The sequence below is a fragment of the Streptacidiphilus jiangxiensis genome (assembly GCF_900109465.1).
GTDB classification, from domain to species: domain Bacteria; phylum Actinomycetota; class Actinomycetes; order Streptomycetales; family Streptomycetaceae; genus Streptacidiphilus; species Streptacidiphilus jiangxiensis.
Genome location: NZ_FOAZ01000011.1, coordinates 12,939 through 39,790 on the forward strand (window position 1 = coordinate 12,939; position 26,852 = coordinate 39,790).

Genomic DNA, 26,852 nt, shown 5'->3' on the forward strand with positions numbered 1-26,852 from the left:
AACTGTGCAGCCTGTGCGCTCCGCATCTGGGCGCGGACAGAATGTCGCCGTACCCTGGAGGGAAGGGGAAAACCGGCCGCTCACAGGCCCCACTCCGCCAAGATCGCCGTCGGCTTCCCCGTGCTCCGCCAGCGCACCACTCCTCGCATCCCACCTCGCGAAACGTCCTCAAGTTATGGCCGGTTACGAGCACCGAGAGCCCCGCGACCCCGAACAGACGACGGGACCCCACCTGCCGATGCCCAGTTTTGAAGTCAAGCCACAGCGGACACGCCCGTGTGACCCGGCGTTCCTCCACGGTGTCGTAGTCGGCTTCGACGGGTCCGTCTCCAGCGAGCGGGCGCTCGCCTACGCGGTGGGCATGGCACGGCGGTCCGGATCAGGTCTTGTGCTGGTGCATGTCGCCAACCGGCTGCCGGCGACGGTCTGGGCCGGCTGCGAGCCGCCCGTCTTCGTGGACGTACCGGACCACCGGACCGAGGTGCTCGGCCTGGAGCTGGCTTGTGCGGACTATCTGGCCGACGTCCCGTGGGTGTTGGTGGAGCGTGGCGGGGACATCTGCCACGAGCTGGAGGAGGTCGCGCGGGAGTACGCCGCGGACGCCATCGTCGTCGGCGGCTCCCACGGCCTGCTGGGCCGCCTCTTCGGCTCCGTCGCGGGTCGGCTGGCCAAGCGGGCCAACCGCCCCGTCGTCGTCATTCCCTGAGCACGCCTTCCGGAGCGCGTCCGAGCATCCCCGGAGCTCCCGGAGCCCCTGGGCCCGCGCTTGACCGCCGGGCCGGTACCGGGGCCGCTGAAGGCCACCGAGCGGCAGGTGGGGCGCCCTGGGGCGCCCCACGGGAGTCATCCGGTCAGGACGGCATGCCGAGCTCGCGCGAGATGAGCATCCGCTGCACCTCCGAGGTGCCCTCGCCGATCTCCAGGATCTTGCAGTCCCGCCAGAACCGGGCCACCGGGAACTCGTTCATGAAGCCGTAGCCGCCGTGGATCTGCGTGGCCTCACGCGCGTTGTCCACGGCCGCCTCGGAGGAGTACAGCTTGGCGATGGCCGCCTCCTTCTTGAACGGCTCACCGGCCACCATCTTGCTGGCCGCGTGGTACCAGGCCAGACGGGCCAGGTGGGCCCGCATCTCCATGTCGGCGACCTTGAACTGGATCGCCTGGTTGGCGCCGATCGGGCGGCCGAAGGCGTGCCGCTCGGCCGAGTAGCGGACCGACTCGTCGACGCAGCCCTGGGCCAGACCGGTGGCCAGCGCGGCGATCGCGATGCGTCCCTCGTCCAGGATCCGCAGGAACTGGGCGTACCCGCGGCCCGGCGCACCGAGCAGGTTGGCCGCTGGCACGCGGCAGTCGGTGAAGGAGAGCTCCCGGGTGTCCGAGGCGTTCCAGCCGACCTTCGAGTACTTCTTGGACACCGTGAAGCCCGGCGTCCCGGTGGGCACGATGATGCTGGAGATCGAGCGCGTGGGCGAGGTCTTCCCGGAATCCTCATCCGAAGGGGTGAGGGCAGTGACGGTGACCAGACCGGTGATGTCCGTGCCGGAGTTGGTGATGAAGCACTTGGTGCCGTTGATCACCCACTCGTCGGTCTCCCGGTCGTACCGGGCGGTGGTCCGCGTGGCGCCCGCGTCCGACCCGCCCTCGGGCTCGGTCAGGCCGAAGGCGCCGAGCATCTCGCCGGAGCAGAGCTTCGGCAGCCAGGTGCGCTTCTGCTCCTCGGTGCCGAAGAGGTGGATCGGCATGGCGCCGAGCGAGACCGCGGCCTCCAGGGTGATCGCCACGGAGGAGTCGACCCGGGCCAGCTCCTCCAGGACGAGGCCGAGCGTGAAGTAGTCACCGCCCATGCCCCCGTACTCCTCCGGGAAGGGCAGGCCGAACAGGCCCATCCGCCCCATCTCGCGGACGATCTCGTAGGGGAACTCCTCCTGCTCGTAGAACTCGCCGATCTTCGGGGCGATCACGTCGCGGGCGAACTCCCGGACCGTGCGGCGCAGTTCCTCGTGCTCGGGTTCGAGGCGGTGGTCCAGCATGGTGGTCTCCTGAGGGTGGGGAGGCGGAAGAAGGGAAACGGGTGGCTGCCGAGCGGCCTCGTGGGCGAATCGCGGCGGCCGTCCGGTGGTCGTATGCGGTTGTTCCGGCGTCGGTGCCGGTGCGGGTGCGGGTGCCGGTGCGGGTGCGGGTGCGGGTGCGGGTGCCGGTCACGGCTCGCCGGGCCGGGACCGGCGCTCGTTCAGCTCGGTCCGACCAGGGCCCGAACGGCCCGGGAGGGGCTCGGTCGGCCCAGGTGGCCGGCGAGCCACTGGCTCGTGGCGGCCAGCGAGGGGAGGTCGACGCCGGTCTCGATGCCGAGGCCGTGCAGCATCCACACCAGGTCCTCGGTGGCGAGGTTGCCGGTGGCGCTCTTGGCGTAGGGGCAGCCGCCGAGGCCGCCGGCCGAGGCGTCCACCACCGAGACGCCGCAGCGCAGTGCGGCCAGGGTGTTGGCGAGGGCCTGGCCGTAGGTGTCGTGGAAGTGCACGGCGAGCCGCTCCGGGCCGACACCGGCGGCGGCGAACGCGCCGAGCAGCGCCTCCACCTGGCCCGGCGTACCGGTGCCGATGGTGTCACCGAGGCTGAGTTCGGCGCAGCCGAGGTCGAGCAGGGCCTTGCCGACGGCCACGACCTGCTCGGCCGCCACCGGGCCCTCCCACGGGTCGCCGAAGCACATCGAGAGGTAGCCGCGGACGGTGAGCCCGGACTCGGTGGCGCGGTGGACGACGGGGGCGAACATCTCCAGCGATTCGGCGACCGTCCGGTTCAGATTCCTGGACGCGAAGGTCTCCGTGGCGCTGCCGAAGACCGCGATGTCCGTGGCGCCGAGGGCGAGCGCCCGGTCCAGCCCGCGCTCGTTGGGCACCAGGACCGGCAGCCGCAGCCCCGGGTACTGCCGCGGCAACTCGGCGACGCGCGGGAAGAGTTCCTCGGCGTCGGCCAACTGGGGGACCCACTTGGGGTGGACGAAGCTGGTCGCCTCGACGGTCCGCAGCCCCGCCTGCGCGAGGCGGCCGATGAACTCGGCCTTGACCTCGATCGGCAGGGCGACGGACTCGTTCTGCAGGCCGTCGCGCGGGCCTACCTCGTGGATCCGGACGCGGGCCGGCAGGCCGTCCGAACGGACGGGCATGGGCAGGCCGAGCTCCAGCACGGTCGGCTCGGTGTGATCGGTCATCGCCACTCCTCAGGATTCCGTGGACGGGCCGGTCGGCTCGGTCCCGTCGGCCGACGCGGACTCGGCCGGAGCGATCACGGCGAGCAGGTCGTCCATGGAGACGGTGCCGCCGGGGACGACCTTGAGCTGGGCCACCGTGCCGTCGTGGGGGGCGGTGATGACGTGCTCCATCTTCATCGCCTCCAGGACCAGCACGGCCTGACCGCGCTTCACCTGGTCGCCGACGGATGCCTTGACCAGGGTCACCGTGCCGGGCATCGGCGCGGTCAGGCTGCCGCCGTGGGCACCGGCGCCGCCGAGGGCGAGCTCAGCGATCGGGTCGTGGACGTGGCAGGCCCAGCTGTCGCCGTCACGGGAGAGCCAGACGGTGCCGTCGCCGTGGGCGGCCCCGTCCACGCCGCAGGCGAAGCCGCGGGTCAACCCGTCGACGGTGACGGCCAGTCGGCCCGCTCCGTCGACGAGATCGGTACGGGCCTCGGCGCGGACGAGCTCGCCGTCGCCGACGCGGACCTCGAAGGCGTGGTCGCCGCCGCCACGCAGCGGGCGGACCTGGACGAGCACCGGCTCGGCGCCGGGCACGCGCAGGTGGTGTCGGGTCCACGCGGGCGTCCCGCCGATCCGCCAGCCGGTGGGCTGCGCGAACGGGTCGGTCCAGCCGGTGCCCCGGTCGGCCGGCGCCGGGGCGAGGGCCAGCTGGCGCAGCAGTGCGGCGGCCAGCAGCGGGAAGGAGTTATCCACAGGCTGGGCGGTGCCGGCTTGGCCGGTGTCGCCGGACGGGACTAGCGTCAGCTCCGGGTGGCGCTCGACCAGACCGGTGTCGAGACGCCCCGCGACGACGTCGGGATGAGAGATGAGCCGGCGCAGGTAGCCGGCGTTGGTGACGACCCCGAGAACCACCGTCTCGGCAAGGGCGGCGCGCAGCCTGCGCAGGGCGGTGTCCCGGTCGGGGCCGTAGGAGATGACCTTGGACACCATCGGGTCGTAGCTGGTGCCGACGACAAGCCCGGAGGCCAGTCCGGAATCCACCCGGACCCCCTCCCCTTCGGGCTCCTTCAGCAGCAGGACCCGCCCTCCCGAGGGCAGGAACCCACGGCTGGGATCCTCGGCGCAGATGCGCGCCTCGACGGCGTGCCCCGTGAGAGTGACGTCGGCTTGGGCGAAGGGGAGCGATTCGCCCGCGGCCACGCGGAGCTGCCACTCCACCAGGTCCAGGCCGGTGACCAGTTCGGTCACCGGGTGCTCCACCTGGAGCCTGGTGTTCATCTCCATGAAGAAATGAGAGGAGGGATCGGCCCCTGGGACGATGAACTCGACGGTGCCTGCGCCCGTGTAGCCGCAGGACTTCGCCGCACGCACGGCGGCCGCACCCATCTCGGCGCGCGTGGCCTCGTCGAGGAGCACGGAGGGGGCTTCCTCGATCAGCTTCTGGTGGCGCCGCTGGAGGCTGCACTCACGCTCGCCCAGGTGGACGACGTTGCCGTGCGCGTCGGCAAGGATCTGGATCTCGATGTGACGGGGGCGGTCGATCCACCGCTCCAGCAGGAGGGTGTCGTCGCCGAACGAGGTGCGGGCCTCGCGCCTCGCGGCGGCGATCTCCTCCGCCAGCCGGTCCGCCTCGCGGACCAGGCGCATGCCCTTGCCGCCGCCACCGGCGGACGGCTTGAGCAGCACCGGGAAGCCGATCTCGGCGGCGGCCGCGATCAGGGCGTCGTCGTCCAGGTCGTCGCCGCTGCTGCCGGGGACGACCGGGACGCCGGCGGCCTTGACGGCCTCCTTGGCGTTGATCTTGTCGCCCATCAGCTCGATCGCCTCGGCGGGCGGACCGATGAAGACCAGACCGGCCTCGGCGCAGGCGCGGGCGAAGCCCGTGTTCTCCGCGAGGAAGCCGTAGCCGGGGTGGACGGCCTGGGCACCGGCCCGCTTGGCGGCGGCGACCAGCTCGGCGCCGTCCAGGTAACTGTCGATCAGGACCGCCGTGTCGGCGGCGAGGACGTGCGGCGCGGAGGCGTCGGCGGCGCTGTGCACGGCGACGGAGCGGACGCCGAGCCGCTTCAGCGTGCGGATGACCCGGACCGCGATCTCGCCGCGGTTGGCCACCAGAACACTTTCGAACATAGGCACTGGAGGTGACCTCTCGTCATGTCACATGCGGAAGACGCCGTACGGGCGCGGCTCGGGCAGGGGGGCGTTGGCACAGGCGCTCAGCGCCAGGCCGAGGACGGTCCGGGTGTCCATCGGGTCGATCACGCCGTCGTCCCAGAGCCGGGCCGTCGCGTAGTAGGCGTTGCCCTGGCGCTCGTACTGCTCGCGCACCGGGCGGCGGAAGTCCTCCTCCGCCTCGGTCGGCCACTCCTCGCCGCGCGCCTCCATCTGGTCGCGGCGCACCGTCGCCAGCACGGAGGCGGCCTGCTCACCGCCCATGACGGAGATCTTGGCGTTCGGCCACATCCACAGGAACCGGGGGGAGTAGGCCCGCCCGCACATCGAGTAGTTGCCCGCTCCGTAGGAGCCGCCGACGACCACGGTCAGCTTCGGCACCCGGGTGGTGGCCACGGCGGTCACCATCTTGGCGCCGTGCTTGGCGATGCCGCCCGCCTCGTACTTCTGGCCGACCATGAAGCCGGAGATGTTCTGCAGGAAGAGCAGCGGGATGCCGCGTTGGTCGCAGAGCTCGATGAAGTGCGCGCCCTTGAGTGCCGACTCGGCGAAGAGGATGCCGTTGTTGGCGACGATGCCGACGGGGTGGCCGTGGATCCGGGCGAAGCCGGTGACCAGCGTGGTGCCGTACTCCGCCTTGAACTCGGCGAAGCGACTGCCGTCGACGATCCGTGCGATGACCTCGCGCACGTCGTAGGGGGTGCGCGAGTCGACGGGCACGGCGCCGTAGAGGCCGGCCGGGTCGACGGCGGGCTCCTCGGAGGGCTCGACGGTCCACGGGCGCGGCGCGCGCGGGCCGAGCTCGCCGACGATGGTGCGCAGGATGGAGAGCGCGTGACCGTCGTTCTCGGCCAGGTGGTCGGTGACGCCGGAGGTCTTGGAGTGCAGCTCGCCGCCGCCCAGCTCCTCGGCCGTGACGACCTCGCCGGTCGCGGCCTTCACCAGCGGCGGACCGCCGAGGAAGATCGTGCCCTGGTTGCGCACGATGACGGCCTGGTCGCTCATGGCCGGGACGTAGGCACCACCTGCGGTGCAGGAGCCGAGCACAGCGGCCAGCTGCGGGATGCCGGCAGCCGAGAGGCGGGCCTGGTTGTAGAAGATCCGGCCGAAGTGGTCCCGGTCCGGGAAGACCTCGTCCTGCATCGGCAGGAAGGCGCCGCCCGAGTCGACGAGATAGACGCAGGGCAGGCGGTTGTCGAGGGCGACCTCCTGGGCACGGAGGTGCTTCTTGACCGTCATCGGGTAGTAGGTGCCGCCCTTGACGGTGGCGTCGTTGGCGACGACCACCACCTCCCGGCCCGCGACCCGGCCGATGCCGGCGATCACGCCCGCCGCGGGCGCGTCCCCGTTGTAGAGGCCGTCGGCCGCGAGGGGGGCGAGCTCCAGGAAGGGGGAGCCGGCGTCGAGCAGCGTGTCCACGCGGTCGCGCGGCAGCAACTTGCCGCGCGAGGTGTGGCGCTCGCGGGCGCGGGCCCCGCCGCCGGCGGCGGCCGCGGCCAGCTTGGCGCGCAGTTCGTCGGCCAGCGCCTGGTGGGCCTCGGTGTTGCTCCGGTAGGAGTCCGAGGTCGGGTTCGCGGAGCTCTCCAGCCGCGGAGCGGCGGCCCGAGCCTGTGGGCTCGGGGGAAAGCCGGTGGGGAGTGGAGCGGGTGCCATCGCCAAGAGCTCCTTTGAGCCTGTGAACGATCGTTAACTTATACGGGCCAGGTTAACGCTGCCTAACAGCTCTGTCTACGATGGCCCAATGGCGAAGCCCTCGATTCCCTCTGATGCCTCGGCCGCGCCGTCGTCGGTCGCTGTCGCGGGCGGCGCCGGCATGGTGGCGGAGAACCCGCGCAGGGCGCAGATCCGTCGTGAGGCCGCCCGGCTCTTTGCCGAGCGCGGCTTCCTCGGCGTGGGCGTCGACGAGATCGGCCGGGCCGTCGGGATCAGCGGCCCCGGCCTCTACCGGCACTTCGCCGGCAAGGACGCCATGCTGGCCGATCTGCTGATCGGCATCAGCGAGCGGCTGCTCGACCAGGGCCGCCGCCGCGTCGACGGGGCCGACGACCCGAGGGCCGCGCTCGAATCCTTGCTCCAGGGCCATATCGACTTCGCCCTCGACGAGAGCGCGCTGATCACCCTGCACGACCGGGAGCTGCTGAACCTCCCGGACAAGGAGCGCCGCCAGGTGCGCAGCCTGCAGCGGCAGTATGTGGAGCTGTGGGTCGGCGTGGCCCGTGACGTCTTCCCCGGTCTCGGCGAGGAGGCGCGCCCGGCGGTCCACGCCGTCTTCGGGCTGCTGAACTCCACCCCGCACAGTGCCGCCGTCGGCCCCTCGGGCGCGGACCACCCGGCCGGTCGCGCGGCGATGGCCGAGCTCCTGCACCGGCTGGCCCTGGGCGCGCTGGGCGCCGCCGCCGAAACCGGTCCGACGGCGTAGGGCCTGTCCCGAGGATCGGACAGGAGGAAAGCAATCCGGCCCCTGCGGCCGTTGTCCTGCCCATGCGGCAGATCGGTAGTCAGACTCCCAGCCCCGACGAGGAATTCGGCCCACCTTCAGGCGACCTTGTCCGGACCGCCCCTGTCCCGAGCGGGCCTGCCTCGGCCGACCCTGCCCCGACCGGGCCGGATGCGGCCGACCCAGCCCCGACCGGGCCTGATGCGGCCGGGTCCGTCCCGACCGGCGGCCTCGCTCCGCCCGAGCCCCAGCCGGAGCTCGGGCGGAGGCCGGATCTGGGTCACTGGTCGGCCGTGCCCCCACGCCGGACGGGGCTGCTCCTGGTGGCGCTCGCGGCGGGGTACGTGATGGCGGCGGTCGACGCCACGGTCGTCAACGTCGCCGGTCCCGTGCTCCAGCACGGGCTGCGCTTGACGCTCTCCCAGCTCACCTGGGTGGTCGATGGCTACACCCTCGCGTTCGCCTCGTTGATGCTGCTCGCCGGCTCGCTCGCCACCCGCTTCGGGGCCCGCCGGACCTACCTGATCGGCATGGGGGTCTTCCTGCTGGCCTCGCTGGCGTGCGCGGTCGCCCCCGGCGGTGGAGTCCTGGTGGCGGCCCGGTTCGCGCAGGGAGTGGGGGCGGCGCTCTCCATGCCGAGCTCGCTCACCCTGCTGACCGCCTCGTTCGCGGACCCGGTCCGCCGGGCCCGGATGGTGGCGTTCTGGGCGGCGCTGGCGGCGAGCGCCATGGCGCTCGGGCCGATCGTCGGTGGTGTGCTCGTCGCCACCTGGGGGTGGCGCAGCATGTTCCTGCTGAACCTGCCCGTCGGCGTCGTCGGCCTGGTGCTGGCCGTCCGGTTGCTGCCGCGGCCGCCGGGGCGCGCTGTGCGGCCGGCCTGGGGTGGGCACCTGGCCGGGGCGGCGGCGTTGGCACTGCTCTGCTTCACGCTGATCCAGGGGCCGGTTCTCGGCTGGGGGTCGCCGCGGATCGCGGCGTCCGTGCTGGGCCTCGGGCTTGCGGTGCCTGCCTTCGTGCGGCATCTGCGACGCTCGGCCGCGCCCGTGCTGCCCGCCTCGCTCTTCCGCGACGCGACGTTCACGAGTGCCAACGTGCTGGGCTTCCTCTTCAATGCAGGCGCCTACGGCGGGCTGTACCTGCTGGGCCTCTTCCTGCAGGCCGCCGGGGGCGCAGGGGCGCTGCGTGCTGGGATGGAGCTGCTGCCCGCCACGGGCGTCTTCGTGATCGGCAACCTGCTCTGTGCCCGGCTGCTGCTCCGGGTCGGCGCGCGTCGCCTGGTACTGCTGGGGCTCGCGACCGCTGCGGCGGCGTCGCTGCTGTCGAGCCTCGTCTCGCCCGCCATGCCCTACGCCCTGCTCGCGGGGCTGGTGTCGGTGGGCAATCTCGGCATCGGCCTGGCGGTGCCCGCGGCGATGGCGGCCCTGGTCAATTCCGCCGGTGCGGAGCGGGCCAATCCCGCTTCGGCGGCCATGAACACCACCCGTCAGGTGGGGACGCTGGTCGGTGTCGCCCTGACGGCGATCGTGCTGGCGGCGACAGGGGAGCGCTGGTACGAGGCGGCATCCTGGTACTTCGCGATCATCGGCACCGCGTTCCTCGCGGGCCTGGCCCTCGCCGCGCGCTACCTGCGCCCCTCCTCCTAACCGCCCCTCCGCCTGGCCGCCCCTCCGTCTGGCCGCCCCTCCCCTGACCGCCCCTCCGTCTGGCCGCTCCTCCGTCTGGCCGCCCCTCCTCCTTTAGGTCCCTCCTCCTCGCGGGGTCGGTCCGGGGACCTACGACCAAGGAGGAGGCCCCGCCGGGACCGCCGCCCGGTGCGGACGGGAACACCGGGCGGCACTCTGGTGCTGACCCAGAGGTCGGCGGACGCGGGAGGATGCACGATGGCTAAGCAGGAACTACTGGATCTGGTCGCGCAGGCGAAGAGCGGTGCCGTGGTCACCCTCAAGCGGGACGGCAGGCCCCAGCTCTCCAACGTGAGCATCATCTTCGAGTCGGACGCACGGGGCGGTCCGGACGCCGAGGGCGGTCCGGACGGCGTCGGTGGGCTGATCCGGTTCTCGACCACGGCGGACCGGGCCAAGGTGGCCAACCTGCGCCGTGATGCCCGGGTCAGCCTCTACGTGACCCGGCCGGACTTCGGTGGCTACGCGGTCGTCGAGGGAACGGCCGAGCTCACCCCGGTCTCCGCGGCGCCGGACGACGCGACGGTCGACGAGCTGGTCGAGGTCTACCGGCGCATCGCCGGGGAGCACCCGAACTGGGACGAGTACCGCGCGGCCATGGTCGCCGACCGTCGGCTCGTGGTGCGCATTCCGGTGGAGCGGGTCTACGGCTGGGGTGGATGGTGACCGCGAGCAGCAGGGGCCGATGTAAGCCCCCAATGTGGCATGGACAGCTGACCATCGAGAAGATTAGTATCGCTAAATATGTCTCAGGCTCATAAGTCTCAGGGGGAAGTCGCAGCCCCCTCCACCAGTACAGGCGCCGGGCGCCAGGCCGGGTGGGTGCGTCGGCTGAGCGGCTATGCCTGGCGCTACCGCACCAACGTGCTGCTGTCCTTCGGTGCCTCGCTCCTCGGCATGGCGATCAGCGCCCTGGTGCCGCTGATCCCGCGCCACATCATCGACGACGTCATCACCACCCACAGCAGCTCGCTCGCCCCGTGGGCGATCGCCCTGATCGGGGCCGCGGTGCTGGTCTTCCTGCTGACGCTGGTCCGCCGCTACTGGGGCGGACGCCTGGCCATGGACGTCCAGCACGACATGCGGCAGGACCTGTTCGACTCGCTGACCCGGCTGGACGGGGTCAAGCAGGACGGCCTCGACACCGGTCAGGTCGTCGGCCGGGCCACCTCCGACCTGCAGATGATCGTCGGCCTGCTCTCGATGCTGCCGATGATGACCGGCAACATCCTGATGTTCCTGCTGTCCATCGTGGTGATGCTCTTCCTGTCACCGCTGCTGACGCTGATCGCCCTGGCGATGGCGCCCGCGCTGTGGTGGTTCGCCTCGCTCAGCCGCAAGCGGCTCTTCCCGGCGACCTGGTCGGCGCAGCAGGAGTCCGGCCGGGTGGCCGGCGTCGTTGACGGCGCCGTCTCCGGCGTCCGGGTCGTCAAGGGGTTCGGGCAGGAGGAGCAGGAGCTGGCCCGCCTCGAATCGGCAAGCCGCCGCCTCTACGCCAGGCGACTGCGCGGCATCCGCCTGAGCGCCCGCTACAGCCCGGCCATGCAGGCGATCCCGGCCCTCGCCCAGGTGGCCGTGCTGGCACTCGGCGGCTGGCTCGCCGTGCGCGGTCAGGTGACCCTCGGCACCTTCGTCGCCTTCTCCACCTACGTCGCCCAGATGACCGCCCCGGTGCGCATGCTCACCATGCTGCTCACCGTGGGCCAGCAGGCGCGCGCCAGTGTCGAGCGGGTACTCCAGTTGATCGACGAGCGCCCGGTGATCAAGGAACGCGCCGCCGCGATCGACCTTGAGCTCGACGAACTCGACAGCCTCGACCGCCTCGGCGGCATCGGTGACCTCGACAGCCTGGACGGGCTGGACGGCCTGGACGAGATCGAAGGCCTCGGCCGGCCCGCCGCCGTCGCCTTCGAGAACGTCGACTTCTCCTACCCCACCTCCGCCGAGCCGGTGCTGCGGGGCCTCGATCTCAGCCTCAGCGCCGGGGAGACCGTGGCGCTGGTGGGCGCCTCCGGCTCGGGCAAGTCGACCGTCGGCATGCTCGTGCCGCGGTTCTACGACGCGACCAGCGGCACCGTGCGCGTGCACGGGCACGACGTCCGCGATCTCACGCTGCGCTCGCTGCGCGCCGCGATCGGCATCGTGCCGGAGGACAGCTTCCTGTTCTCCGAGTCGGTGCGCACCAACATCGCCTACGGTCGCCCCGACGCGACCGAGGAGGAGGTGCTCGCCGCAGCCCGCGCCGCGCAGGCGGACGGCTTCATCCAGGAGCTGCCCGAGGGCTACGACACCGTCGTCGGCGAGCAGGGCCTGACTCTCTCCGGCGGGCAGCGGCAGCGCGTCGCCCTGGCTCGGGCGATCCTGGCCGACCCGCACATCCTGCTGCTGGACGACGCCACCTCGGCGGTCGACGCCCAGGTGGAGGCGGAGATCCACGAGGCCCTGCGCGCGGTCATGGCCGGACGAACCACTCTGCTGGTCGCGCACCGTCGCTCCACGCTCCAGTTGGCCGACCGCATCGGCGTTCTCGACCGCGGGCGCCTCGTCGACCTCGGTACCCACGAGGAGCTGGACGAGCGCTGTCCGCTCTACCGGTCCCTGCTGACCGACCCGGACGCGATGGCCGGGGACATTCGTGCCGCCGATCCGGCCGCACAGATCCTCACCGACTCGCTTCTCGCCGCCGAGCTGGCGGACGCCGTCCGGGGCCCGGCGGCCCAGGCCGCCGCCGACGCCACTCCGGCTCCGCCGGCCGACGCCACTGTCAACGGCACCGCCGTCAGCCGCACCGTCGTCAACGGCGCCACTGTCGACGGCACCGCCCTCGACCGGGTCCCCGTCGACCGGGTCCCCGTCGGGGTCGGTGTGACGCCGGAACTGTGGGACCGCGAGCGCTACCCGGAGCCCGACCCGGACGCCCCGCCCGCCGCCAACCGCTCCGCCGCGGCCGGCGGACACCCGGGCGGCCCCGGCGGCATGCACTCGGCGATGGGCGCCATGGCCGCCACGCCCGAGTTGCTGGCCAAGGTCGCCGCGCTGCCTCCGGCGAACGAGACCCCGCAGATCCCGCTGGAGGAGGCCCGCCGCCCGGATCCGCAGTTCAACGTTCGCCGGATGCTGGCGCCGTTCAAGGGTCCGCTGCTGCTGGCCCTGCTCCTGGTGGCGCTGGACGCGCTCGCCTCCCTCGTGCTGCCGATCCTGATCAGGCACGGCATCGACGACGGCGTGAGCAAGGCGGCGGGTGGCGCGGTCGCGCTCGTCTCGCTGATCGCCCTGGGCGTCGTCATCGTCGACTGGGCTGTGCAGACGGCCGAGACACAGGTCAGCGGCCGCACCGGTGAGCGCGTCCTGTACGGGCTGCGGGTGAAGATCTTCGCGCACCTGCAACGGCTCGGCCTCGACTACTACGAGCGCGAGCTCGGCGGCCGGATCATGACGCGCATGACGACGGACGTCGACGCCCTGACGTCGTTCCTGCAGACCGGGGTCGTCACCGCCGTGGTCAGCCTGCTCACCTTCTTCGGCATCTTCGTGGTGCTGCTGGTCCTGGACGCCGGTCTGGCGCTGTACGTCTTCGCGGTGCTGCCGGTGCTGATCGTGGCGACGCTGGTCTTCCGGGCCAAGTCGTCGAAGGTCTACCAGCTGGGCCGGGAGAAGGTCAGCACGGTCAACGCCGACCTGCAGGAGAACGTCGCGGGCATGCGGATCGTGCAGGCGTTCCTGCGTGAGGACCACAATCGCAGCCGGTTCGCCGAGCGCAGCGACGACTACCGTCGCACCCGGGTCCGGGCCCAGCTGTACATATCGATCTACTTCCCGTTCGTGCAGTTCCTCTCCAGCGTCGCCGCGGCGCTGGTGCTGATCGTGGGCGCGAACCGCGTCAACGCCGGGACGCTGACGACGGGCGCGCTGGTCGCCTACCTGCTCTACATCGACCTGTTCTTCTCGCCGGTGCAGCAGCTCTCGCAGGTCTTCGACGGATACCAGCAGGCGGCCGTCGGCCTCTCCCGGATCCGCGAACTGCTGCGCACCCCGACCTCGACGCCGGAGGCGGCGCAGCCGGAGGCGGTCGGCCGTCTCGGCGGCGAGATCCACTTCGACGACGTGCACTTCGCCTACAACGCGGCGGACGCGGCAACCGCAGGCGCCGCCCCCGGAGCGCGGAAGCCGGAGGTGATCGGCGGCGTCGATCTGCGCATACCCGCCGGTCAGACGGTCGCCCTGGTGGGCGAGACGGGCGCGGGCAAGTCCACGCTCGTCAAGTTGCTGGCCCGGTTCTACGACGTGACCGGCGGCGCGGTCCGGGTGGACGGCAGGGACGTGCGCGAGCTGGATCTGGCCGGGTTCCGGCACCGCCTGGGTGTCGTGCCTCAGGAGGCCTACCTCTTCGCGGGCACGATCCGGGACGCCATCGCCTATGGTCGGCCGGAGGCGAGCGACGCCGAGGTCGAGGCGGCGGCGCGGGCCGTCGGCGCGCACGAGATGATCGCGCGCCTGGACGGCGGCTACCTCTACCGCGTCAGCGAGCGCGGCCGGAACCTGTCCGCCGGGCAGCGTCAGCTCATCGCGCTGGCCCGGGCCGAGCTGGTGGACCCGGATCTGCTGCTGCTCGACGAGGCCACCGCCGCGCTGGACCTGGCGACGGAGGCCGCGGTGAACCGCGCCGCCGACCGCCTGGCCCGCCACGGCGGCAAGCGCCGCACCACGCTCGTCATCGCGCACCGCCTCAGCACGGCGGCCCGCGCGGACCGGGTCGTGGTCATGGACCACGGCCGGGTCGTCGAGGACGGCACCCACGCGGAGCTCCTGGCGGCGGACGGTGCATACGCCCGCCTGTGGCGCGCGTTCGCGGGGGAGGAGCAGACGGCCACCGTCGGCTGACGCCCGCACCCCGCTCGCCCGCGTCCGCACGCGGCACTCGGCACTCGGCGCCGGTCTGCACTGCCTGAGACGGCAGCGCGGATCGGCGCCGCTGCTTCGCCACCGACTCGCCGCCGCTAGGAACGTGCATCGTGCGCGAGAGGCGTCCGAGCACGCGGTCAGCCGCCTGGCCGGTCCACGGGCTCAGCCCCTCGTGATCCGCCCGGGCGCCGGGCTACGGGGGTGATCCGGCCCCACGTCAGCCCTCGCGGTGGCGCTGGTAGTGCCGCGCCGCGCGGGCGCGGTTGCCGCAGGGCGCGCCGCACCACTCGCGGCGCGGGTGGTCCTTGACGAAGAACAGCACGCAGCCCGGTCCGTGGCAGGCCCGCAGGTCCGTGCGCGTCGGACCGGTCAGCAGGCCGACGGCGCTGCGGGCGAGTGCGGCGAGCGCCGCGGGCAGGCGCGGGTGGTCCGTCGCCTCGACGGAGCTGAAGCCGTCCTCGCCGTGGCGGAGCACCGGCCAGACGGGGGCGATGGCGGCGGCCGCGTTGACGCCGGTCACGTCCGCCTCCCGCACCTCGTCCTCCCCGGCGGCGGCCCGGATCAGTCCGCGGACCGCGTCCCGCAGCGCCACGAAGTCCGCGACCTCGGCGGTGGTGGGCTGAGCCACCGTCAGTGGCTCGTCCTCGCCGGCTCCCAGGGCTGCGGCGTGCTCGCTCAGCCAGGCGGCCAGCTGGTCCGGCGTCGCGATGCCGTCGCGCTGTCGGCCGCGCACGGCGTAGAGCGTGTTGGCGAACTCCACGGCCAGCGGCTCCCGTGACCCCGTGAGCACGCCGGTCGTTGCCCGCTTCCCTGTCGTCGTCATGGGCTAATGGTATCCCGTGGTTGCATCCGTTAGAAGTCGCTGCCATGATCGGGTCGTTCTCATGGATGCAACGGCATTTTGCCGTTGGAATTGCCTCGGGGGTACCGGCATGTCCGCCACACACGTCGAGTCCGGACAGAGCACCGAGACGGCCGTGACCGGCCGGCAGACGCTCTGGCGGAACGCCGACTTTCTGACGTTCTGGTCGGGCGAGACGCTCTCGCTCCTCGGCAGCCAGGTGACCAGCCTGGCCCTGCCGCTCACCGCGGTCCTCGTTTTCCACGCCACCTCCACGCAGGTCGGCCTGCTGCGCTTCCTGCAGCTCGTGCCGTACCTGGGGCTCGCCATGGTGTTCGGCGCCTGGGTCGACCGGGCGCGCCGCAAGCGGGTGATGCTGCTGGCCAACGGCGCACGGATGGTGCTGGTCGGGCTGGTCCCGCTGCTGTCCGCGACCCACCTGCTGACCCTCCCGCTCCTGCTCGCGCTGGCCTGCGCGATCGGCGTCTTCTCCGTGCTCTTCGACGTCAGCTGGATGTCGTTCGTGCCGACGCTCGTCCGCGATCCGGCCCGCTACCCGGAGGCGAACCAGAAGCTGGGCACCACCTCGTCCGCAGCCGACGTCGCCGGACCGGGGCTCGCCGGGGCCCTGATCGGTGCGCTGTCGGCGCCGATCGCCCTGGCCGCCGACGCCGCCTCCTACCTCGTCTCGCTGGCGACGCTGCTGTGGATCCGCACGCCGGAGGCCCGACCGGAGCCGGCTGCCCGAGCGGGGGCGCAGGCGCCCGCGAAGCGTCGTCTGGTCCGCGAGATCCGCGAGGGGCTCCACTGGGTCTTCGCGGACCGCGTGCTGCGGCCGCTCGCGCTGATCGCCCCGTTCTGCAACTTCTCGATGGTCTCCGTCTGGACGCTCTTCCTGCTCTACGCGGTGCGGGTGCAGGGTTTGACGGCGGCGCAGGTCGGCGTGGTCTTCTCCGCCTCCTCGGTCGGCGGGCTGCTGGGGGCGGCGGTCTCGCGCCGGGTGATCGACCGGTTCCGGATCGGGCGGGTCTACGCCGTCGCCATGTCGGCGATCTTCGCCGGGCCGGTGCTGATCCCCCTCGCGTCCGGATCCAGGACGGCGGTGACGGCGTTCTTCGTCCTCTCCTTCTTCGTCGGCTACCTGGGCCTCGGGGTGGCCAACGTGGTCATGGTGAGCCTGCGCCAGACGCTGACCCCGCCCGCGCTGATGGGTCGGATGAACGCCGCCTTCCGCACGGTCCTGTTCGGCGGCGGCTCCCTCGGCGGGCTCGGGGCGGGCCTGATCGCCGACGCGCTGGGTCTGCGCGCGGGGGTGGCCTTGCTCGCCGTGGCCTCGGCCGTGATGGTGCTCCCGGTGCTGCTCTCGCCGGTCAGTCGGCTACGGGAGCTGCCGCGGCCTGCGGGATCTGCAGGGCCTCCGGGGTCTGCGGCAGTGGCAGGCTGATATGGAATGTCTGGCTTCGTCGACATAACGACCAGACGACAACCGGACATCCGTTCGTCGCGTGGCTCAACCGCATCTGTCGCATCACCCTCCGCTTTGATAGACAGTCTTTGCGCACCGCTCGACGGCACCGCGGCACGGGGGTAGGGCGCGACCGCACCACCGTCCTGTCCCCAGCTTCTGTCGAGGCAGCCGTGCTCGCTCTGGTCGCCCTGTTCTGTGCCGGCTACCTGGCCCCTTACCTCCTGCCCAGCCTCGTCGGCCGTCTCGGCACCGACTTCGGACTGACCCCGACCCAGGCCGGTGGCGTGGGCAGCGCCCTGCTGCTGGCCTCGGCCCTCGCCGGGATCGGACTGACCGGCCGGATCTCCCGGCTCGGCCCGGACCGGATCGCCCGCTGCGCCCTCGTCGTCGTGGGACTGGGTTACGGGCTGGCCGCGGTGACGCACTCGTTGCCCCTGCTGCTGACCGGCTGTGTGCTGGGCGGGGCGGGTTCGGGCGCGTCGACGGCGGTGGCCGCGTCCGTGCTGGCCAAACGACCTGATCCGCACCGGGTGTTCGTCATCGGGCTGCTGGTCACCTCGGCGCTGGCTGCAGGGATCTTCCTGGTCCTGCCGCATCTCGGCACCGGTCACGGCCTGGCCTTCGCGTCCATCGCGGTGACGGGTGCGCTCGCGTTGCCGACGACCTCGGGCCTCCCCGGGCGCGGGGGTCACCGGCTCCCGGTGGGCGGCGGGGAGGCCGCCGCCCGGGCGGTGCGCCTGCCGTTGCCCCGTCGTGGGGCCGGGATCACCCTGGCCCTCTGCCTGATGCTCTGGTCGCTGACGCAGAACGCCCTGTGGGGTGTGAGCGGGCGGATCGGCCTGGACCGGGCGGGGCTGACGGAGGCGGTGCTCGGGGTGGTGCTGGCCGCCGCGCTCGGCGCCGGGCTGGTCGGCACCGTGGGAGCCGGCCTGGTGGGCTCGCGCTTCGGCACCGCGCTCCCGATCGGGGCCGGCACACTGGCGATCGCCGCCTGCGTCGCGCTGACCGGCGCGGCCCATCACGAGGCGCCGTTCGCGTTCGGCGAGATCGCGTGGAACGCGGTCTACCCCTTCGTGCTCAGCTACCTTCTCGGCCTGGCCGCGACTCTCGACCGCGAGGGCCGCTGGGGCGTGTTGGCAGGCGCCGCCTCCTCCATCGGCGTGGCCTGCGGCCCGCTGGCCGGAACGCTGCTGGTCAGCGCCGCCGGATATCCGGCGATGGGCGTGACGCTCGCCGCAGTCCTGCTCGCCGTGGCGGGACCGCTCGTGACCGTCGCCCGTAACAGCGCGAAGGAGAGCCGCGCCGAGGCCGCCCGGACCACGACCGAACCCGTCCCGGTCCCGGCGCCCCGCGGGTCCGGCACCCCCACGCCCGACCCGGACGCCTCCAGCGCGGCGGCCTAGCCACCGCCCTGGCCCCCGTCCCGGCCTAGCCACCGCCCTGGCCCCCGTCCCGGCCGACCCCCCTGGGCCCTGTCCCCGGCCGAGCCTCTTGGGCCCTGTCCGACGTCGGCCCTCGACCCTGCCCCGGCCAGCGCTGGGCCCTCGCCCCTGCCCCGGCTGGCCCCCCTCGGTCCTGCCCTGGCCAGTCCTGGGCCCTCGACCCTGTCCCCGGCCGGCCTCCCAGGGCCCCGTCCCGGTCGGCCCCCTGGGCCCTGTCCCCGGTCGGTCCCCCGGGCTCTGCCCGAGGTCTCGGCCCTCGGCCTTGCCTCGGCCGGCCCCCTCGGTCCTGCCCTGGCCAGTCCTGGGCCCTCGACCCTGCCCCGGCTGGCCCCCTGGGCCCCGTCCCGGTTGGCCCTCGGCCCTCGGCCCTCGGCCCTGACCCGGGTCGGCCGCCTGGGCCCTCCCACGAGGCCTGTCCGAGGCCCGGGCCCGAGGCCCGGGCGCCCTCACTCAGGGAGTTGGAGCACCTCGATGCGACGGCGGCCGGACTGCGCCGGTGGGCCGGCGAAGGCGCTGCCGGGCGAGCGTGGCGGGACGACCTTCTCCGCCGCGTCGACGCGGGCCGTCACCGCGCGCCACCACAGGGCGAAGGGGACGCCGCCGTTCTCGTCCTCGACGCGCAGGCGGGCCGCCTCGTCCCAGACGATGCGTCGGACCGTCCATTCCGCGCGCAGACGCAGCAGTTCGCGGTCGAGCTCGGGGGCTCCGAAGCGCTCGGGGGAGACGAAGTCGGCCGCTCGGGCGGGCGGGTCGCCGTCCCATCGGAAGACGGTCAGCTCGACCAGGCCGGGCGTCTGCTCCGGCTCCAGCTCGCGCAGGGACCAGCCCCAGACGGGCTCGGTGCCCCGCCCCGCGAAGCGGGCGCGGATGTCGACCCAACGGCGGCTCGCGATCTGGGAGTCGAGGCGGCGCCGGATCTCGCAGTGAATCGGCCAGTACCCGGTGGTCGCCGCCCGGACCGCGACGGCGTAGTCCGCCGCGGCGGACCGGAAGGCACTCTCCGCCTCGCGCGTGGCGCGGCGCCGGACGCCCGGCAGGACCCGTGCTGCGGCCCGTTGGGCGCGCCGCTCCGCGGACGCGAGCGTGCGGGCCGCGTCCGTGACGGCGGCCAGGTAGGCGTCGGCGGCGGTGCGCCATGCCTCCCATTCGACCTGGTCGACCGGGATCAGACCGTTCACCCGTTCCGCGTCGGTCGTGTCCGCGTCGGTGAGTGCGAGCAGGCACGGTTCGTCGACCTCGGCCCCGTTCCGGGCCGGGTCCGCCAGCAGTGTCACGAGCACCCATAGATCGCCGATCATCCCGCCACCCGTCCGGTCGCCGTCGTCAGCAGGTGAACTACCCGCGGACCTCGATCGATAGGCCGATCGACGGCCAATCGCAGGGCCGAACGCGGGTCCTGACGACAGGACGAGGGCCGGCCCGCTGGGTGCTGCCGCTCCCGGCAGCCGACCCGCGGACCGGCCCTCGGCGTCCCGAAGGGTCCGGCGTCCCCCCGGCTTCCGCCGGTCATTCGCCCGTCGAGGGCCAGGTCGCGCCGCGCAGGGCGGGGCCGACCGCGGCGCGGAGGGCGGCCAGGGCGATGCCGCCGGCGAGCACCAGCAAGGTGCCGGTGCCGCCGAGCGTCTGCAGCAGCAGACCCGTGACGCCGGTGCCGAGCGGGATGCCGAGCCCGATCACCGTCATCGTCGCGGAGATGGTCCGGCCCCGCTGAGCGTCCGGGACCTGGCGGAAGATCAGCACGTCGAGCAGGACGCTCAGGGCCGGGATGCCGAGCATGCCCGCGAGCAGCAGGGCACCCGTCGCCCAGGGGCCGCGGGCGACCGCGAGGCCGGCGATCACCGGGGCCTCGAGGGCGATGATGCCGATCAGCAGCGTGCCAGGGCGGAAGCGGCGGTGCAGGAAGCCGACCAGCGCGGCGCCGACGAGGCCGCCGACGGCCGAACCGGCGAGCGCGGCACCGATGGCCCAGGCGGGGGTGGACTGCTCGCGCAGGCGGTAGATGACGCACAGGCTCAGCGGCGCGCCACAGGCGTTCAGCGCGGTGACCAGCAGCAGGGCCATGCGCAGGGTCGGGGCCTGCCACAGGGTGCGGACACCGTCGAAGACGGTGCGCAGCGAGGCGGCGGGGTCGGTGGCGGTGGGTTGCTGCGGACGCACGATCAGGGCGCAGACCAGGGAGATCGCGAAGCCGACGGTGCTGAACAGGAACGGCACCGCGCGCCCGAGGCCGTACAGGAAGCCGCCCAGCGGCGGGCCGGCCAGTTCGGCGATGCCGACGCGCAGCTCGTCCTGGGTGAGCGCCGCGGTCAGCTGCTCGGCGGGGACCACTGCCCGCACCAGCAGCATGCGGGCCGCGCCGCCCAGGGGCTGCGCGGCGCCGAGGGCGACGGCGACCACGAGCAGGTGCGCGAGCATCAGCGAGCCGAGCGCGCCCGCGAGGACGACCGAGCCGGTGGCGGTGACGCGCAGGGTCTCGGCGGCGATCAGCACCTTGCGGCGGTCGTACCGGTCGAGCAGGACGCCGGCGGGCAGGCCGAAGAGCACCGTCGCGGCGGCCTGGAAGACGCCGAAGAGACCGGCCCAGGCGGGGGAGCCGGTGAGCGCCAGGATGACGAGGGGGTAGGCGACGTCCGCCGCGGTGACCCCGGTCAGGGCCGAGGCGGAGCCGATCCACAGCAGCTGGAAGCGCCAGTTGCGGCGCAGCGGCGGCAGCGCCGTCGCCGCGGTGCCCTCGTGGGCACCGGTGATGGTGCTTGCGGTCATGGTGGGCCTCCCCGAATCCTTCGGCGCCCGCGGGCACCGATCGACGGCGTGAACATTCTCGCTCTCGCTGACGTTCACTATGACGTGAATGATTGCGCATGGGTGAGCGCCTGGCAAGATGGGGGCATGGACGAAGTTCAGGACGTGCGCATCGTGGAGGACGTGGAGACGCTCAAGGCGCTCTCGGACCCCCTCCGGCTCGGCATCCTCCAGGCGATGAGCGGCCCGGGCGGCCGCACCTGGACGGCCAAGGAGCTCGCGCGCGAGCTGGGGGAGCCGCAGACCAAGCTCTACCGGCACCTCAAGCACCTGGAGGAGGCCGGCCTGATCCTCGTCGCCGAGACCCGCGTGGTCTCCGGGATCGTCGAGCAGCGCTACACCCCCGCGCAGCGCAGCATCCAGCTGAGCCGGGGCTTTCTGGCCGCCACCGCGGCGGGTGAGGACGAGGCGCGCGACGTGGCGTTCGGCATCGTCCAGTCGGCGCTGACCTCGTTCGAGCGCGAGCTCGGTGAGGCCCTGCGCGCGGGCCGGGTCCGACTCGACGACGAGGACCAGGGCCGACGGCCGGTCGTGATGATTGCCGACTTCCGGATCGGCGCCGACCGTGTGGCCCACTACCTGGACCGGGTGCGGCGGCTCGTCGACGACCTCAATGCCGAGCCCGCCGATCCGGACGGGGTGCCGCTCCACGCCATACTCGCGATGTACCGCCCGGACGAGTGACGGTGGGAGGATCAGCCGCTGACGGCCCGTTGGCTCGTGCAGTGTGGCTGATCGGGGAGATGGACAGACTTGCCGATGAGATGCTTGGCCCCAGGTGGCGTGAGCGGGACGGCGGAGGGGAAGGCCAAGTGACGGGGCGTCGGCGGGCGGTTCTGGCGCAGCAGTACACCGAGGTGGCCGAGGCGGCGGAGCAGCGCCTGGACGAACTGCTCGACCTGGCGGCCGAGCCCTCGCCCGCGGTCGACTTCGACGCGCTGCGCCGGGAGTACACCCCGCGCCCGCTGCCGTCGGCGGCCGTCTCCGAGCCGCCGCGCTGGGCCGACTACGAACCGGACATGGCCGGGCTGCCGGTCGGCCACTCCGGACAGCCCCTGCTCGACGCCTCCTATCAGCAGCGGCTCGCCTCCGCCCGGCTGACCCACCAGCGCGCCCTGCGCGAGTACCGCGACCAGGAGCGGACGCTGCGGGACCGCGCCGAGGAGGTCCGGCTCGCCTACGAGCGCGAGGAGCGTGACCGTGCCGACGCGGTCCGCTCCTACAACGAGCGCCTCGTGGAGTACCGGCACGCCTACGAGGACGGCGAGCCGGCCGCCGTCGAGTCGGTCCTCGAACGCGCGCTGGCCGCGGCCGGCCGGCTGCCCGGCCTGGAGGTGCCCGCACGCGTCGGCTACCGGCCGCTGACCCGTACCGCCGTCATCGATCTGGTGCTGCCCGGCGTCGGCGTGGTCCCGCCCGCGCTCGCCTTCCGGGTCTCGCCGGACGAGTCCGAGGGCGGCGTCGAGCCGATCCCGCGCCCACGCGCGCAGTGCGTCGAGCGCTACCTGCTCCTGGTCGCCCGCGTCGCGCTCCGCGCGCTGGACGCCGTCGTCGCCGCGGACACCGAGTCGCATCTCGACGGCGTCGTCCTGAACGGACGCATCGTCACCGCGGAGGCGGGCGAGACGACTCTGCTCAGCGTCGACGCGCGACGCGGCGACCTGTACGCGCGCACGCTGCTGCCCGCGGCGCACGCGGACGCGGTGGCCCGGCTGCGCGAGCTGCCCTGCCGGATCAGCGACGACCCCTACGGCCCCGGACCGGTGGCCCCCTACGGCGTGAGCAGCCCGACCGCGCCGCTGCCGGAGGAGCTGTCGCCGGGCGAGTTCTCCGGCCTCGCGGCCGAGCTCTTCGCGGCGATGGGCCTGCCGGACTGGGACGCCCGCCTGGTCGGCCGTGACGGCCTGCTCGCCATCGCCCACGGAGACGGCGCCACCTTCGTCGAGCAGGCGCACGTCGTCTGCGTGGCCCGCCGTCCGGCGGTGGTCGGTGCGGAGGCGGTGCGCAACGTCGCCGAGGTGATGGACGAGGAGGCGGCCCACGCGGGCATCTGGGCCACGACCGGCAGCTTCCACCCGCAGGCGGTGCTGGCCGCCGCGGACTGCGCGGGGCTCCGCCTGATCGACGGAGGCGAACTGCGCGCCCTGATCCGCGAACACCTGGGCGCGGAGCTCGGCGGCTGAGCCGCCTCCTGGCGGCGTGGCCGCCAGGGGCGCGGGGAACCGCGCGAGAGGCCACCCTGTGCGGTGGCCCTGTTCAGCGAGGAACATCCGCATGCCGGAGGGGCGCCTCCCGGCCGAAGGTCGGGGGATTCCCGCGCAGTTCCCCGCACCACTGAGGTGGCTGCCACACCTGAGGCGGGAGCAAGGCGTACTTCCTCGCGCCCCTGCGGGTGCAACCGGCGGTCCGGTGTCACGCTTGAGCCATGGGTTTCGCTTTCTTGGACCGGTGGCGCACGCGCCGGGATGACGCCGAGGCACGGGCCGGGCTCTACCCCGGGGGTGTGGACGACCCCGGGACGCTGGCCGAGATGCTCGGTGAGTGCGCGCTGCTGCGCGGCCGGGTCGCCGACGCGGGTCTGGAGCTGGACGACAGCCCGCAGTCGCTGTCCGCTCTCGACCAACTGCCGCCGTCGTGGCGGGACGACCCGCGGGCGGACCCGCAGGACGCCACCGAGCTCGGGCACGACGCCGGGCTCTACCTCGGAACGGTGATCGTCGCCTCCGTCGCCGGGGCCGGCTGGGAGCTGCTGCGGGACGGGCGCCCGTTCGTCCGGCTGGCGAGCGGCCGTGAGCTCGACGTGACGGCGATCGGCCGGGACTGGGCCGCGCAGGGTGCGCCCTCGCTGTGGCAGGTGTACTCGGAGGCCGACGAGGGCTGAACCCCGCGAGGAGCCCTGGGTCGAGGAGCCCTGGGTCGAGGAGCCCGCGGCGGAGGGCCCGCGGCCGGGGAACGCGTCGCCCGTGCGGAGCAGTCGGCGCGCGGGGTGGCGGGGTGTCCTCGAGGATGGTGTCCAGGGCGCCGAGGGTGGGCCCGCAAGGAGGGTGGCGGCGACTGGGCAGGGCGCCGCCACCCTCGCGCGTCCCGACAGCGAAGCGGTTATCGGTAAGCATTATCATTGCCGACTTGTGGGTCGTGACGAGAATGCGAGTGCGCTGATGCCGGTACTGGTGGCTGCTGGGGCCTTCGTGATGACGCTCCTCGGCGGGTTCGTGGCCGGAAGGTTCGGCGACCGCCGACATCTGCTGCTGGGTCTCGCGGCCGGACTGATGCTGGGCGTCGTCGCTTTCGACCTGCTGCCGGAGGCGCTGGACGCCGCCGGAACGCACCTGTGGGGTGTGCCGGAAGCACTGCTGATGTTCGTGGTGGGCTTTCTCGTGCTGCACATAGCCGAGCGGTCCGTGGCGATCCACCGGGCCCACGAGAGTGAGTACGCGGCTCACGAGCACGGCGGGCTGCCGCACGCCCACGGACACGGCCACGCCCACGGGGTCGCGGGTGCCGTCGGCCCGGACGGCAGGTCGCAGAAGCTTGGCATCGCCGCCGCGGCAGGACTGTGCGTGCACAGCCTCATGGACGGATTCGCGATCGGTGCCGCGTTCCAGGTCGGCAACACGTTCGGTGCAGTCGTCGCCGTCGCGGTGCTGGCCCACGACTTCGCGGACGGCTACAACACCTACACGATCACGCGTCTCTACGGGAACGACCGGCGCCGGGCGCTGACGCTGCTGGCCCTGGACGCGATCGCGCCCGTCATCGGTGCGGCGATCACGCTGGCGTTCACCATCCCGGAGCACGTCGTCGGGCTCTACCTCGGGTTCTTCGGCGGCTTCCTGATGTACCTGGCGACCTCGGACATCCTGCCCGAGGCGCACAGCCCCCACCCCTCGCGCTCCACGCTGCTGTGCACGGTGGCCGGCTCCGGCTTCATGTGGCTCGTCATCGGACTGGCCAACAGCTGACCTCCCGTCGGCTCCCGGTGCCGGTGCCCGTGCCGGTGCCGGTGTCGGGACGGGACAGCGGCCGGGACCGTCAGCCGCGCTGCGCGCCCACGGCCGCGACGACCGGCTCCGGCGCCGCCGCGCGTTCCGGCCAGTGGCGTCGCAGCGCTTCCAGGGCGGCGATGATCGCGGGGCGTCGCGAGGCGTGCTCCCGCCACAGCACGGAGACGCGGCGGGTCGGTTCCGGCGTTATCGGCCGGGCCACCACGCCGGGCGGCAGCGGGGCGCGACCGAGCCGCGGCACCAGCCCGAGGCAGAGGCCCGCGCCGATCAGCGCGATCTGGGTGTCGAACTCGGTGGCCTGGAAGCGGATGTCCGGCTCCTCGCCGGCCTCGCGCAGGGTGCGGATCAGCCAGTCGTGGCAGATGGTCCCGGCGGGGGTGTTCACCCAGCGCTGCCCGAGCAGATCGGTGACGCTCAGCAGGTCCCGTGCGGCGAGGGGGTGGTCGGCGGGCAGCACCGCGTCGACCACGTCCAGGCCCAGATGGCGCCGGGCGACGCCCTCCGGGGTGGCGAGCGGGGTGTTCGGCCAGTCCTGGACGACCGCGAGGTCGATCTCGCCCCGGCTGACCAGGTCCGCCATCAGGTACGGGTCGCTCTCCAGCACCCGCAGTTCCAGCTCCGGGTAGCAGTCGGTCAGGTCCGCGAGCACGGGGGGCAGCAGGCCACGGGCGGCCGTGGCGAACGCCGCCAGGGAGAGCCGCCCGAGCACCTGCCCACGCCGGGCCTCCAGCCCGACCTCGGCCTGTTCCACCATGGCCAGCACGGCCTGGGCAGTCCGGGCCAGCTCCTGCGCGGCGTCGGTCAGGACGACGCCCCGGCCGCGCTTCTCCAGCAGGGGGGTCCGGGTCTCCCGTTCGAGCTTGCTGATCTGCTGGGAGACGGCCGAGGGCGTGTAGCCGAGTGCCGCGGCCGCCCGCCCGACGGAGCCGTGCACGGCCACGGCGTGCAGCGCGCGGAGTCGTCCCAGATCCATCATGCACGCAGCCTACGGCCGTCGGGAGCCGACGGCCGCTCACCCTTGGCCTCCACTCCCGGCCCCTCGCCCTCGGCTGCTCATCCCCAGGAGACCGCCGCGCGGTAGACGGCCGCGACGGACGGGCCGAAGTACGTCGCGTAGGAGACATCGTTCGAATCCCCGCCCTCCTCGTAGCCGCCGATGACGCCGGCGACCGTGCCGTGGCCGCGGTCGCCGGGGGCGGTGTCGAGCAGGAGCGGGGCGCCGCTGGTTCCGCCGGGGAGGCCGGGGCAGTCGAACTCGAACTGGTGGGAGGTGAAGCGCTGCAGCCGGGAGGAGCAGAAGACGGGCTGGTCGGTGCGGCTGGGGTAGCCCACGGCGACCGCCGCCGAGCCCCCGGCGGGATTGAAGGCGAGGGCCTCCGCGCCGGCCACGTCCTGGATCCTGCGTCCGGAGGCGTCCGGGCGCAGGATCAGGAAGGCGACGTCGGAGTCCTGGCTGCCCTGGACGGTCCACTCGCTGTCGGCGACGACCGTGGCGACCGACCAGGTGCCGAACGGGCGGGCGCCCTCGTGGTAGCCGGGCACGAAGGTGAGACCGCCGCGGGCGCGACCGGACCCGGGGGCCATGACGCAGTGAGCCGCGGTCACCACGATGTTGCGGGTCGGGCTGTCCACGACGGCGCCGCTGCAGAAGTGGTGGTCGGGGCGGTCGGGGGAGGCGCCGAAGATCGCGCCGACCCGGGACGCCCCGCCGAACGCCGTCGAGTCGGGCGCTCCCGCGGCGGCGACCTGGCTCTCGGGTGTGGTGAGCAGCAGGGCGAGCAGCGCGCCGGCGGCCGCCAACGAACGAAACGTCATAAACGGTATCTTTTGGGACGAGCAGCGCATCTGTCAGCTTTATCGGAGCATGTGGGTGACGGTCCGTCGGATGGGCCTCGCCGCTCTGTTCAGC

Annotated in this window: 20 protein-coding genes; 11 read left to right on the plus strand and 9 right to left on the minus strand. The window is 73.2% G+C overall.

The genetic code is table 11. From position 1 onward, the window contains the following. The first annotated feature begins 175 nt into the window (after positions 1 to 175). Positions 176 to 706 carry a universal stress protein gene (locus BMY61_RS21240; protein WP_042448918.1) on the plus strand — a complete coding sequence of 177 codons (531 nt, stop codon included), beginning with the start codon at positions 176 to 178 and terminating at the stop codon, positions 704 to 706. 145 nt (positions 707 to 851) lie between these two features. On the opposite strand, the gene BMY61_RS21245 is transcribed toward BMY61_RS21240, so the two are convergent. The 4 genes from BMY61_RS21245 to BMY61_RS21260 form a co-directional block, all read right to left on the minus strand. After that, the gene (locus BMY61_RS21245) at positions 852 to 2,027 is read right to left on the minus strand and encodes an acyl-CoA dehydrogenase family protein (RefSeq protein WP_042449319.1); all 1,176 of its coding nucleotides are present in this window, start codon (positions 2,025 to 2,027) and stop codon (positions 852 to 854) included. Positions 2,028 to 2,230: 203 nt separating this feature from the next. Continuing rightward, complete coding sequence (locus BMY61_RS21250) at positions 2,231 to 3,208, minus strand: hydroxymethylglutaryl-CoA lyase (RefSeq protein WP_042448920.1); 978 nt, start codon at positions 3,206 to 3,208, stop codon at positions 2,231 to 2,233. Positions 3,209 to 3,217: 9 nt separating this feature from the next. After that, positions 3,218 to 5,323 carry an acetyl/propionyl/methylcrotonyl-CoA carboxylase subunit alpha gene (locus BMY61_RS21255; protein ID WP_042448923.1) on the minus strand — a complete coding sequence of 702 codons (2,106 nt, stop codon included), beginning with the start codon at positions 5,321 to 5,323 and terminating at the stop codon, positions 3,218 to 3,220. A gap of 27 nt (positions 5,324 to 5,350) precedes the next feature. Continuing rightward, on the minus strand, positions 5,351 to 7,018 hold the full coding sequence (locus BMY61_RS21260; protein WP_042448925.1) for a carboxyl transferase domain-containing protein: 1,668 nt from the start codon (positions 7,016 to 7,018) through the stop codon (positions 5,351 to 5,353). Positions 7,019 to 7,178: 160 nt separating this feature from the next. On the opposite strand from BMY61_RS21260, the gene BMY61_RS21265 reads away from it, so the two are divergent. From BMY61_RS21265 to BMY61_RS21280, 4 genes are all read left to right on the plus strand, one after another. After that, on the plus strand, positions 7,179 to 7,784 hold the full coding sequence (locus BMY61_RS21265) for an SACE_7040 family transcriptional regulator (protein ID WP_042449321.1): 606 nt from the start codon (positions 7,179 to 7,181) through the stop codon (positions 7,782 to 7,784). 311 nt (positions 7,785 to 8,095) lie between these two features. Beyond that, positions 8,096 to 9,445, plus strand: a complete 1,350-nt coding sequence (locus BMY61_RS21270; RefSeq protein WP_201777575.1) for an MFS transporter — start codon at positions 8,096 to 8,098, stop codon at positions 9,443 to 9,445. Between the two features lie 237 nt (positions 9,446 to 9,682). Further along, positions 9,683 to 10,150, plus strand: a complete 468-nt coding sequence (locus BMY61_RS21275) for a PPOX class F420-dependent oxidoreductase (RefSeq protein ID WP_042448928.1) — start codon at positions 9,683 to 9,685, stop codon at positions 10,148 to 10,150. Positions 10,151 to 10,228: 78 nt separating this feature from the next. Further along, complete coding sequence (locus BMY61_RS21280) at positions 10,229 to 14,365, plus strand: ABC transporter ATP-binding protein (protein ID WP_063773265.1); 4,137 nt, start codon at positions 10,229 to 10,231, stop codon at positions 14,363 to 14,365. A 238-nt stretch (positions 14,366 to 14,603) separates the two neighbouring features. Here BMY61_RS21280 and BMY61_RS21285 read toward each other — a convergent pair whose 3' ends face one another. Further along, positions 14,604 to 15,209: a CGNR zinc finger domain-containing protein gene (locus tag BMY61_RS21285; protein ID WP_042448935.1), complete on the minus strand. Its 606-nt coding sequence runs from the start codon at positions 15,207 to 15,209 to the stop codon at positions 14,604 to 14,606. A gap of 109 nt (positions 15,210 to 15,318) precedes the next feature. On the opposite strand from BMY61_RS21285, the gene BMY61_RS21290 reads away from it, so the two are divergent. Both BMY61_RS21290 and BMY61_RS21295 read left to right on the plus strand, forming a co-directional pair. Next, positions 15,319 to 16,671 carry an MFS transporter gene (locus BMY61_RS21290; protein WP_042448937.1) on the plus strand — a complete coding sequence of 451 codons (1,353 nt, stop codon included), beginning with the start codon at positions 15,319 to 15,321 and terminating at the stop codon, positions 16,669 to 16,671. A 194-nt stretch (positions 16,672 to 16,865) separates the two neighbouring features. After that, positions 16,866 to 18,098: an MFS transporter gene (locus tag BMY61_RS21295; RefSeq protein ID WP_042448940.1), complete on the plus strand. Its 1,233-nt coding sequence runs from the start codon at positions 16,866 to 16,868 to the stop codon at positions 18,096 to 18,098. Between the two features lie 485 nt (positions 18,099 to 18,583). On the opposite strand, the gene BMY61_RS21300 is transcribed toward BMY61_RS21295, so the two are convergent. Both BMY61_RS21300 and BMY61_RS21305 read right to left on the minus strand, forming a co-directional pair. Next, the gene (locus BMY61_RS21300) at positions 18,584 to 19,435 is read right to left on the minus strand and encodes a hypothetical protein (RefSeq protein ID WP_042448942.1); all 852 of its coding nucleotides are present in this window, start codon (positions 19,433 to 19,435) and stop codon (positions 18,584 to 18,586) included. Positions 19,436 to 19,643: 208 nt separating this feature from the next. Then, positions 19,644 to 20,900: an MFS transporter gene (locus BMY61_RS21305; RefSeq protein ID WP_042448945.1), complete on the minus strand. Its 1,257-nt coding sequence runs from the start codon at positions 20,898 to 20,900 to the stop codon at positions 19,644 to 19,646. Between the two features lie 126 nt (positions 20,901 to 21,026). On the opposite strand from BMY61_RS21305, the gene BMY61_RS21310 reads away from it, so the two are divergent. The 4 genes from BMY61_RS21310 (at position 21,027) to BMY61_RS21325 (ending at position 24,901) form a co-directional block, all read left to right on the plus strand. After that, on the plus strand, positions 21,027 to 21,623 hold the full coding sequence (locus tag BMY61_RS21310; RefSeq protein WP_052438769.1) for a winged helix-turn-helix domain-containing protein: 597 nt from the start codon (positions 21,027 to 21,029) through the stop codon (positions 21,621 to 21,623). A gap of 128 nt (positions 21,624 to 21,751) precedes the next feature. Beyond that, positions 21,752 to 23,122 (plus strand): restriction endonuclease, encoded by a 1,371-nt coding sequence (locus BMY61_RS21315; protein WP_052438770.1) that lies wholly within the window; start codon positions 21,752 to 21,754, stop codon positions 23,120 to 23,122. Between the two features lie 242 nt (positions 23,123 to 23,364). Beyond that, positions 23,365 to 23,820 carry a DUF6278 family protein gene (locus BMY61_RS21320; RefSeq protein ID WP_042448948.1) on the plus strand — a complete coding sequence of 152 codons (456 nt, stop codon included), beginning with the start codon at positions 23,365 to 23,367 and terminating at the stop codon, positions 23,818 to 23,820. Between the two features lie 277 nt (positions 23,821 to 24,097). Next, positions 24,098 to 24,901, plus strand: a complete 804-nt coding sequence (locus BMY61_RS21325; RefSeq protein WP_042448951.1) for a ZIP family metal transporter — start codon at positions 24,098 to 24,100, stop codon at positions 24,899 to 24,901. Positions 24,902 to 24,971: 70 nt separating this feature from the next. On the opposite strand, the gene BMY61_RS21330 is transcribed toward BMY61_RS21325, so the two are convergent. Together BMY61_RS21330 and BMY61_RS21335 are read right to left on the minus strand one after the other, a co-directional pair. Further along, positions 24,972 to 25,919, minus strand: coding sequence for a LysR family transcriptional regulator (locus tag BMY61_RS21330; RefSeq protein WP_042448962.1), 948 nt, complete (start codon positions 25,917 to 25,919; stop codon positions 24,972 to 24,974). A 77-nt stretch (positions 25,920 to 25,996) separates the two neighbouring features. Beyond that, complete coding sequence (locus tag BMY61_RS21335) at positions 25,997 to 26,758, minus strand: trypsin-like serine peptidase (RefSeq protein ID WP_042448965.1); 762 nt, start codon at positions 26,756 to 26,758, stop codon at positions 25,997 to 25,999. Positions 26,759 to 26,852 lie beyond the last annotated feature (94 nt).

Bases quoted from the DNA above. Each gene is read 5' to 3' on its own strand.
- BMY61_RS21255 (WP_042448923.1), bottom strand. From the start codon at position 5,323: ATGTTCGAAAGTGTTCTGGTGGCCAACCGCGGCGAGATCGCGGTCCGG.
- BMY61_RS21325 (WP_042448951.1), top strand. From the start codon at position 24,098: ATGCCGGTACTGGTGGCTGCTGGGGCCTTCGTGATGACGCTCCTCGGC.
- BMY61_RS21310 (WP_052438769.1), top strand. From the start codon at position 21,027: ATGGACGAAGTTCAGGACGTGCGCATCGTGGAGGACGTGGAGACGCTC.
- BMY61_RS21285 (WP_042448935.1), bottom strand. From the start codon at position 15,209: ATGACGACGACAGGGAAGCGGGCAACGACCGGCGTGCTCACGGGGTCA.
- BMY61_RS21265 (WP_042449321.1), top strand. From the start codon at position 7,179: ATGGTGGCGGAGAACCCGCGCAGGGCGCAGATCCGTCGTGAGGCCGCC.
- BMY61_RS21330 (WP_042448962.1), bottom strand. From the start codon at position 25,919: ATGATGGATCTGGGACGACTCCGCGCGCTGCACGCCGTGGCCGTGCAC.
- BMY61_RS21320 (WP_042448948.1), top strand. From the start codon at position 23,365: ATGGGTTTCGCTTTCTTGGACCGGTGGCGCACGCGCCGGGATGACGCC.
- BMY61_RS21300 (WP_042448942.1), bottom strand. From the start codon at position 19,435: ATGATCGGCGATCTATGGGTGCTCGTGACACTGCTGGCGGACCCGGCC.
- BMY61_RS21275 (WP_042448928.1), top strand. From the start codon at position 9,683: ATGGCTAAGCAGGAACTACTGGATCTGGTCGCGCAGGCGAAGAGCGGT.
- BMY61_RS21335 (WP_042448965.1), bottom strand. From the start codon at position 26,758: ATGACGTTTCGTTCGTTGGCGGCCGCCGGCGCGCTGCTCGCCCTGCTG.
- BMY61_RS21305 (WP_042448945.1), bottom strand. From the start codon at position 20,900: ATGACCGCAAGCACCATCACCGGTGCCCACGAGGGCACCGCGGCGACG.
- BMY61_RS21250 (WP_042448920.1), bottom strand. From the start codon at position 3,208: ATGACCGATCACACCGAGCCGACCGTGCTGGAGCTCGGCCTGCCCATG.
- BMY61_RS21260 (WP_042448925.1), bottom strand. From the start codon at position 7,018: ATGGCACCCGCTCCACTCCCCACCGGCTTTCCCCCGAGCCCACAGGCT.
- BMY61_RS21240 (WP_042448918.1), top strand. From the start codon at position 176: ATGGCCGGTTACGAGCACCGAGAGCCCCGCGACCCCGAACAGACGACG.
- BMY61_RS21290 (WP_042448937.1), top strand. From the start codon at position 15,319: ATGTCCGCCACACACGTCGAGTCCGGACAGAGCACCGAGACGGCCGTG.
- BMY61_RS21280 (WP_063773265.1), top strand. From the start codon at position 10,229: ATGTCTCAGGCTCATAAGTCTCAGGGGGAAGTCGCAGCCCCCTCCACC.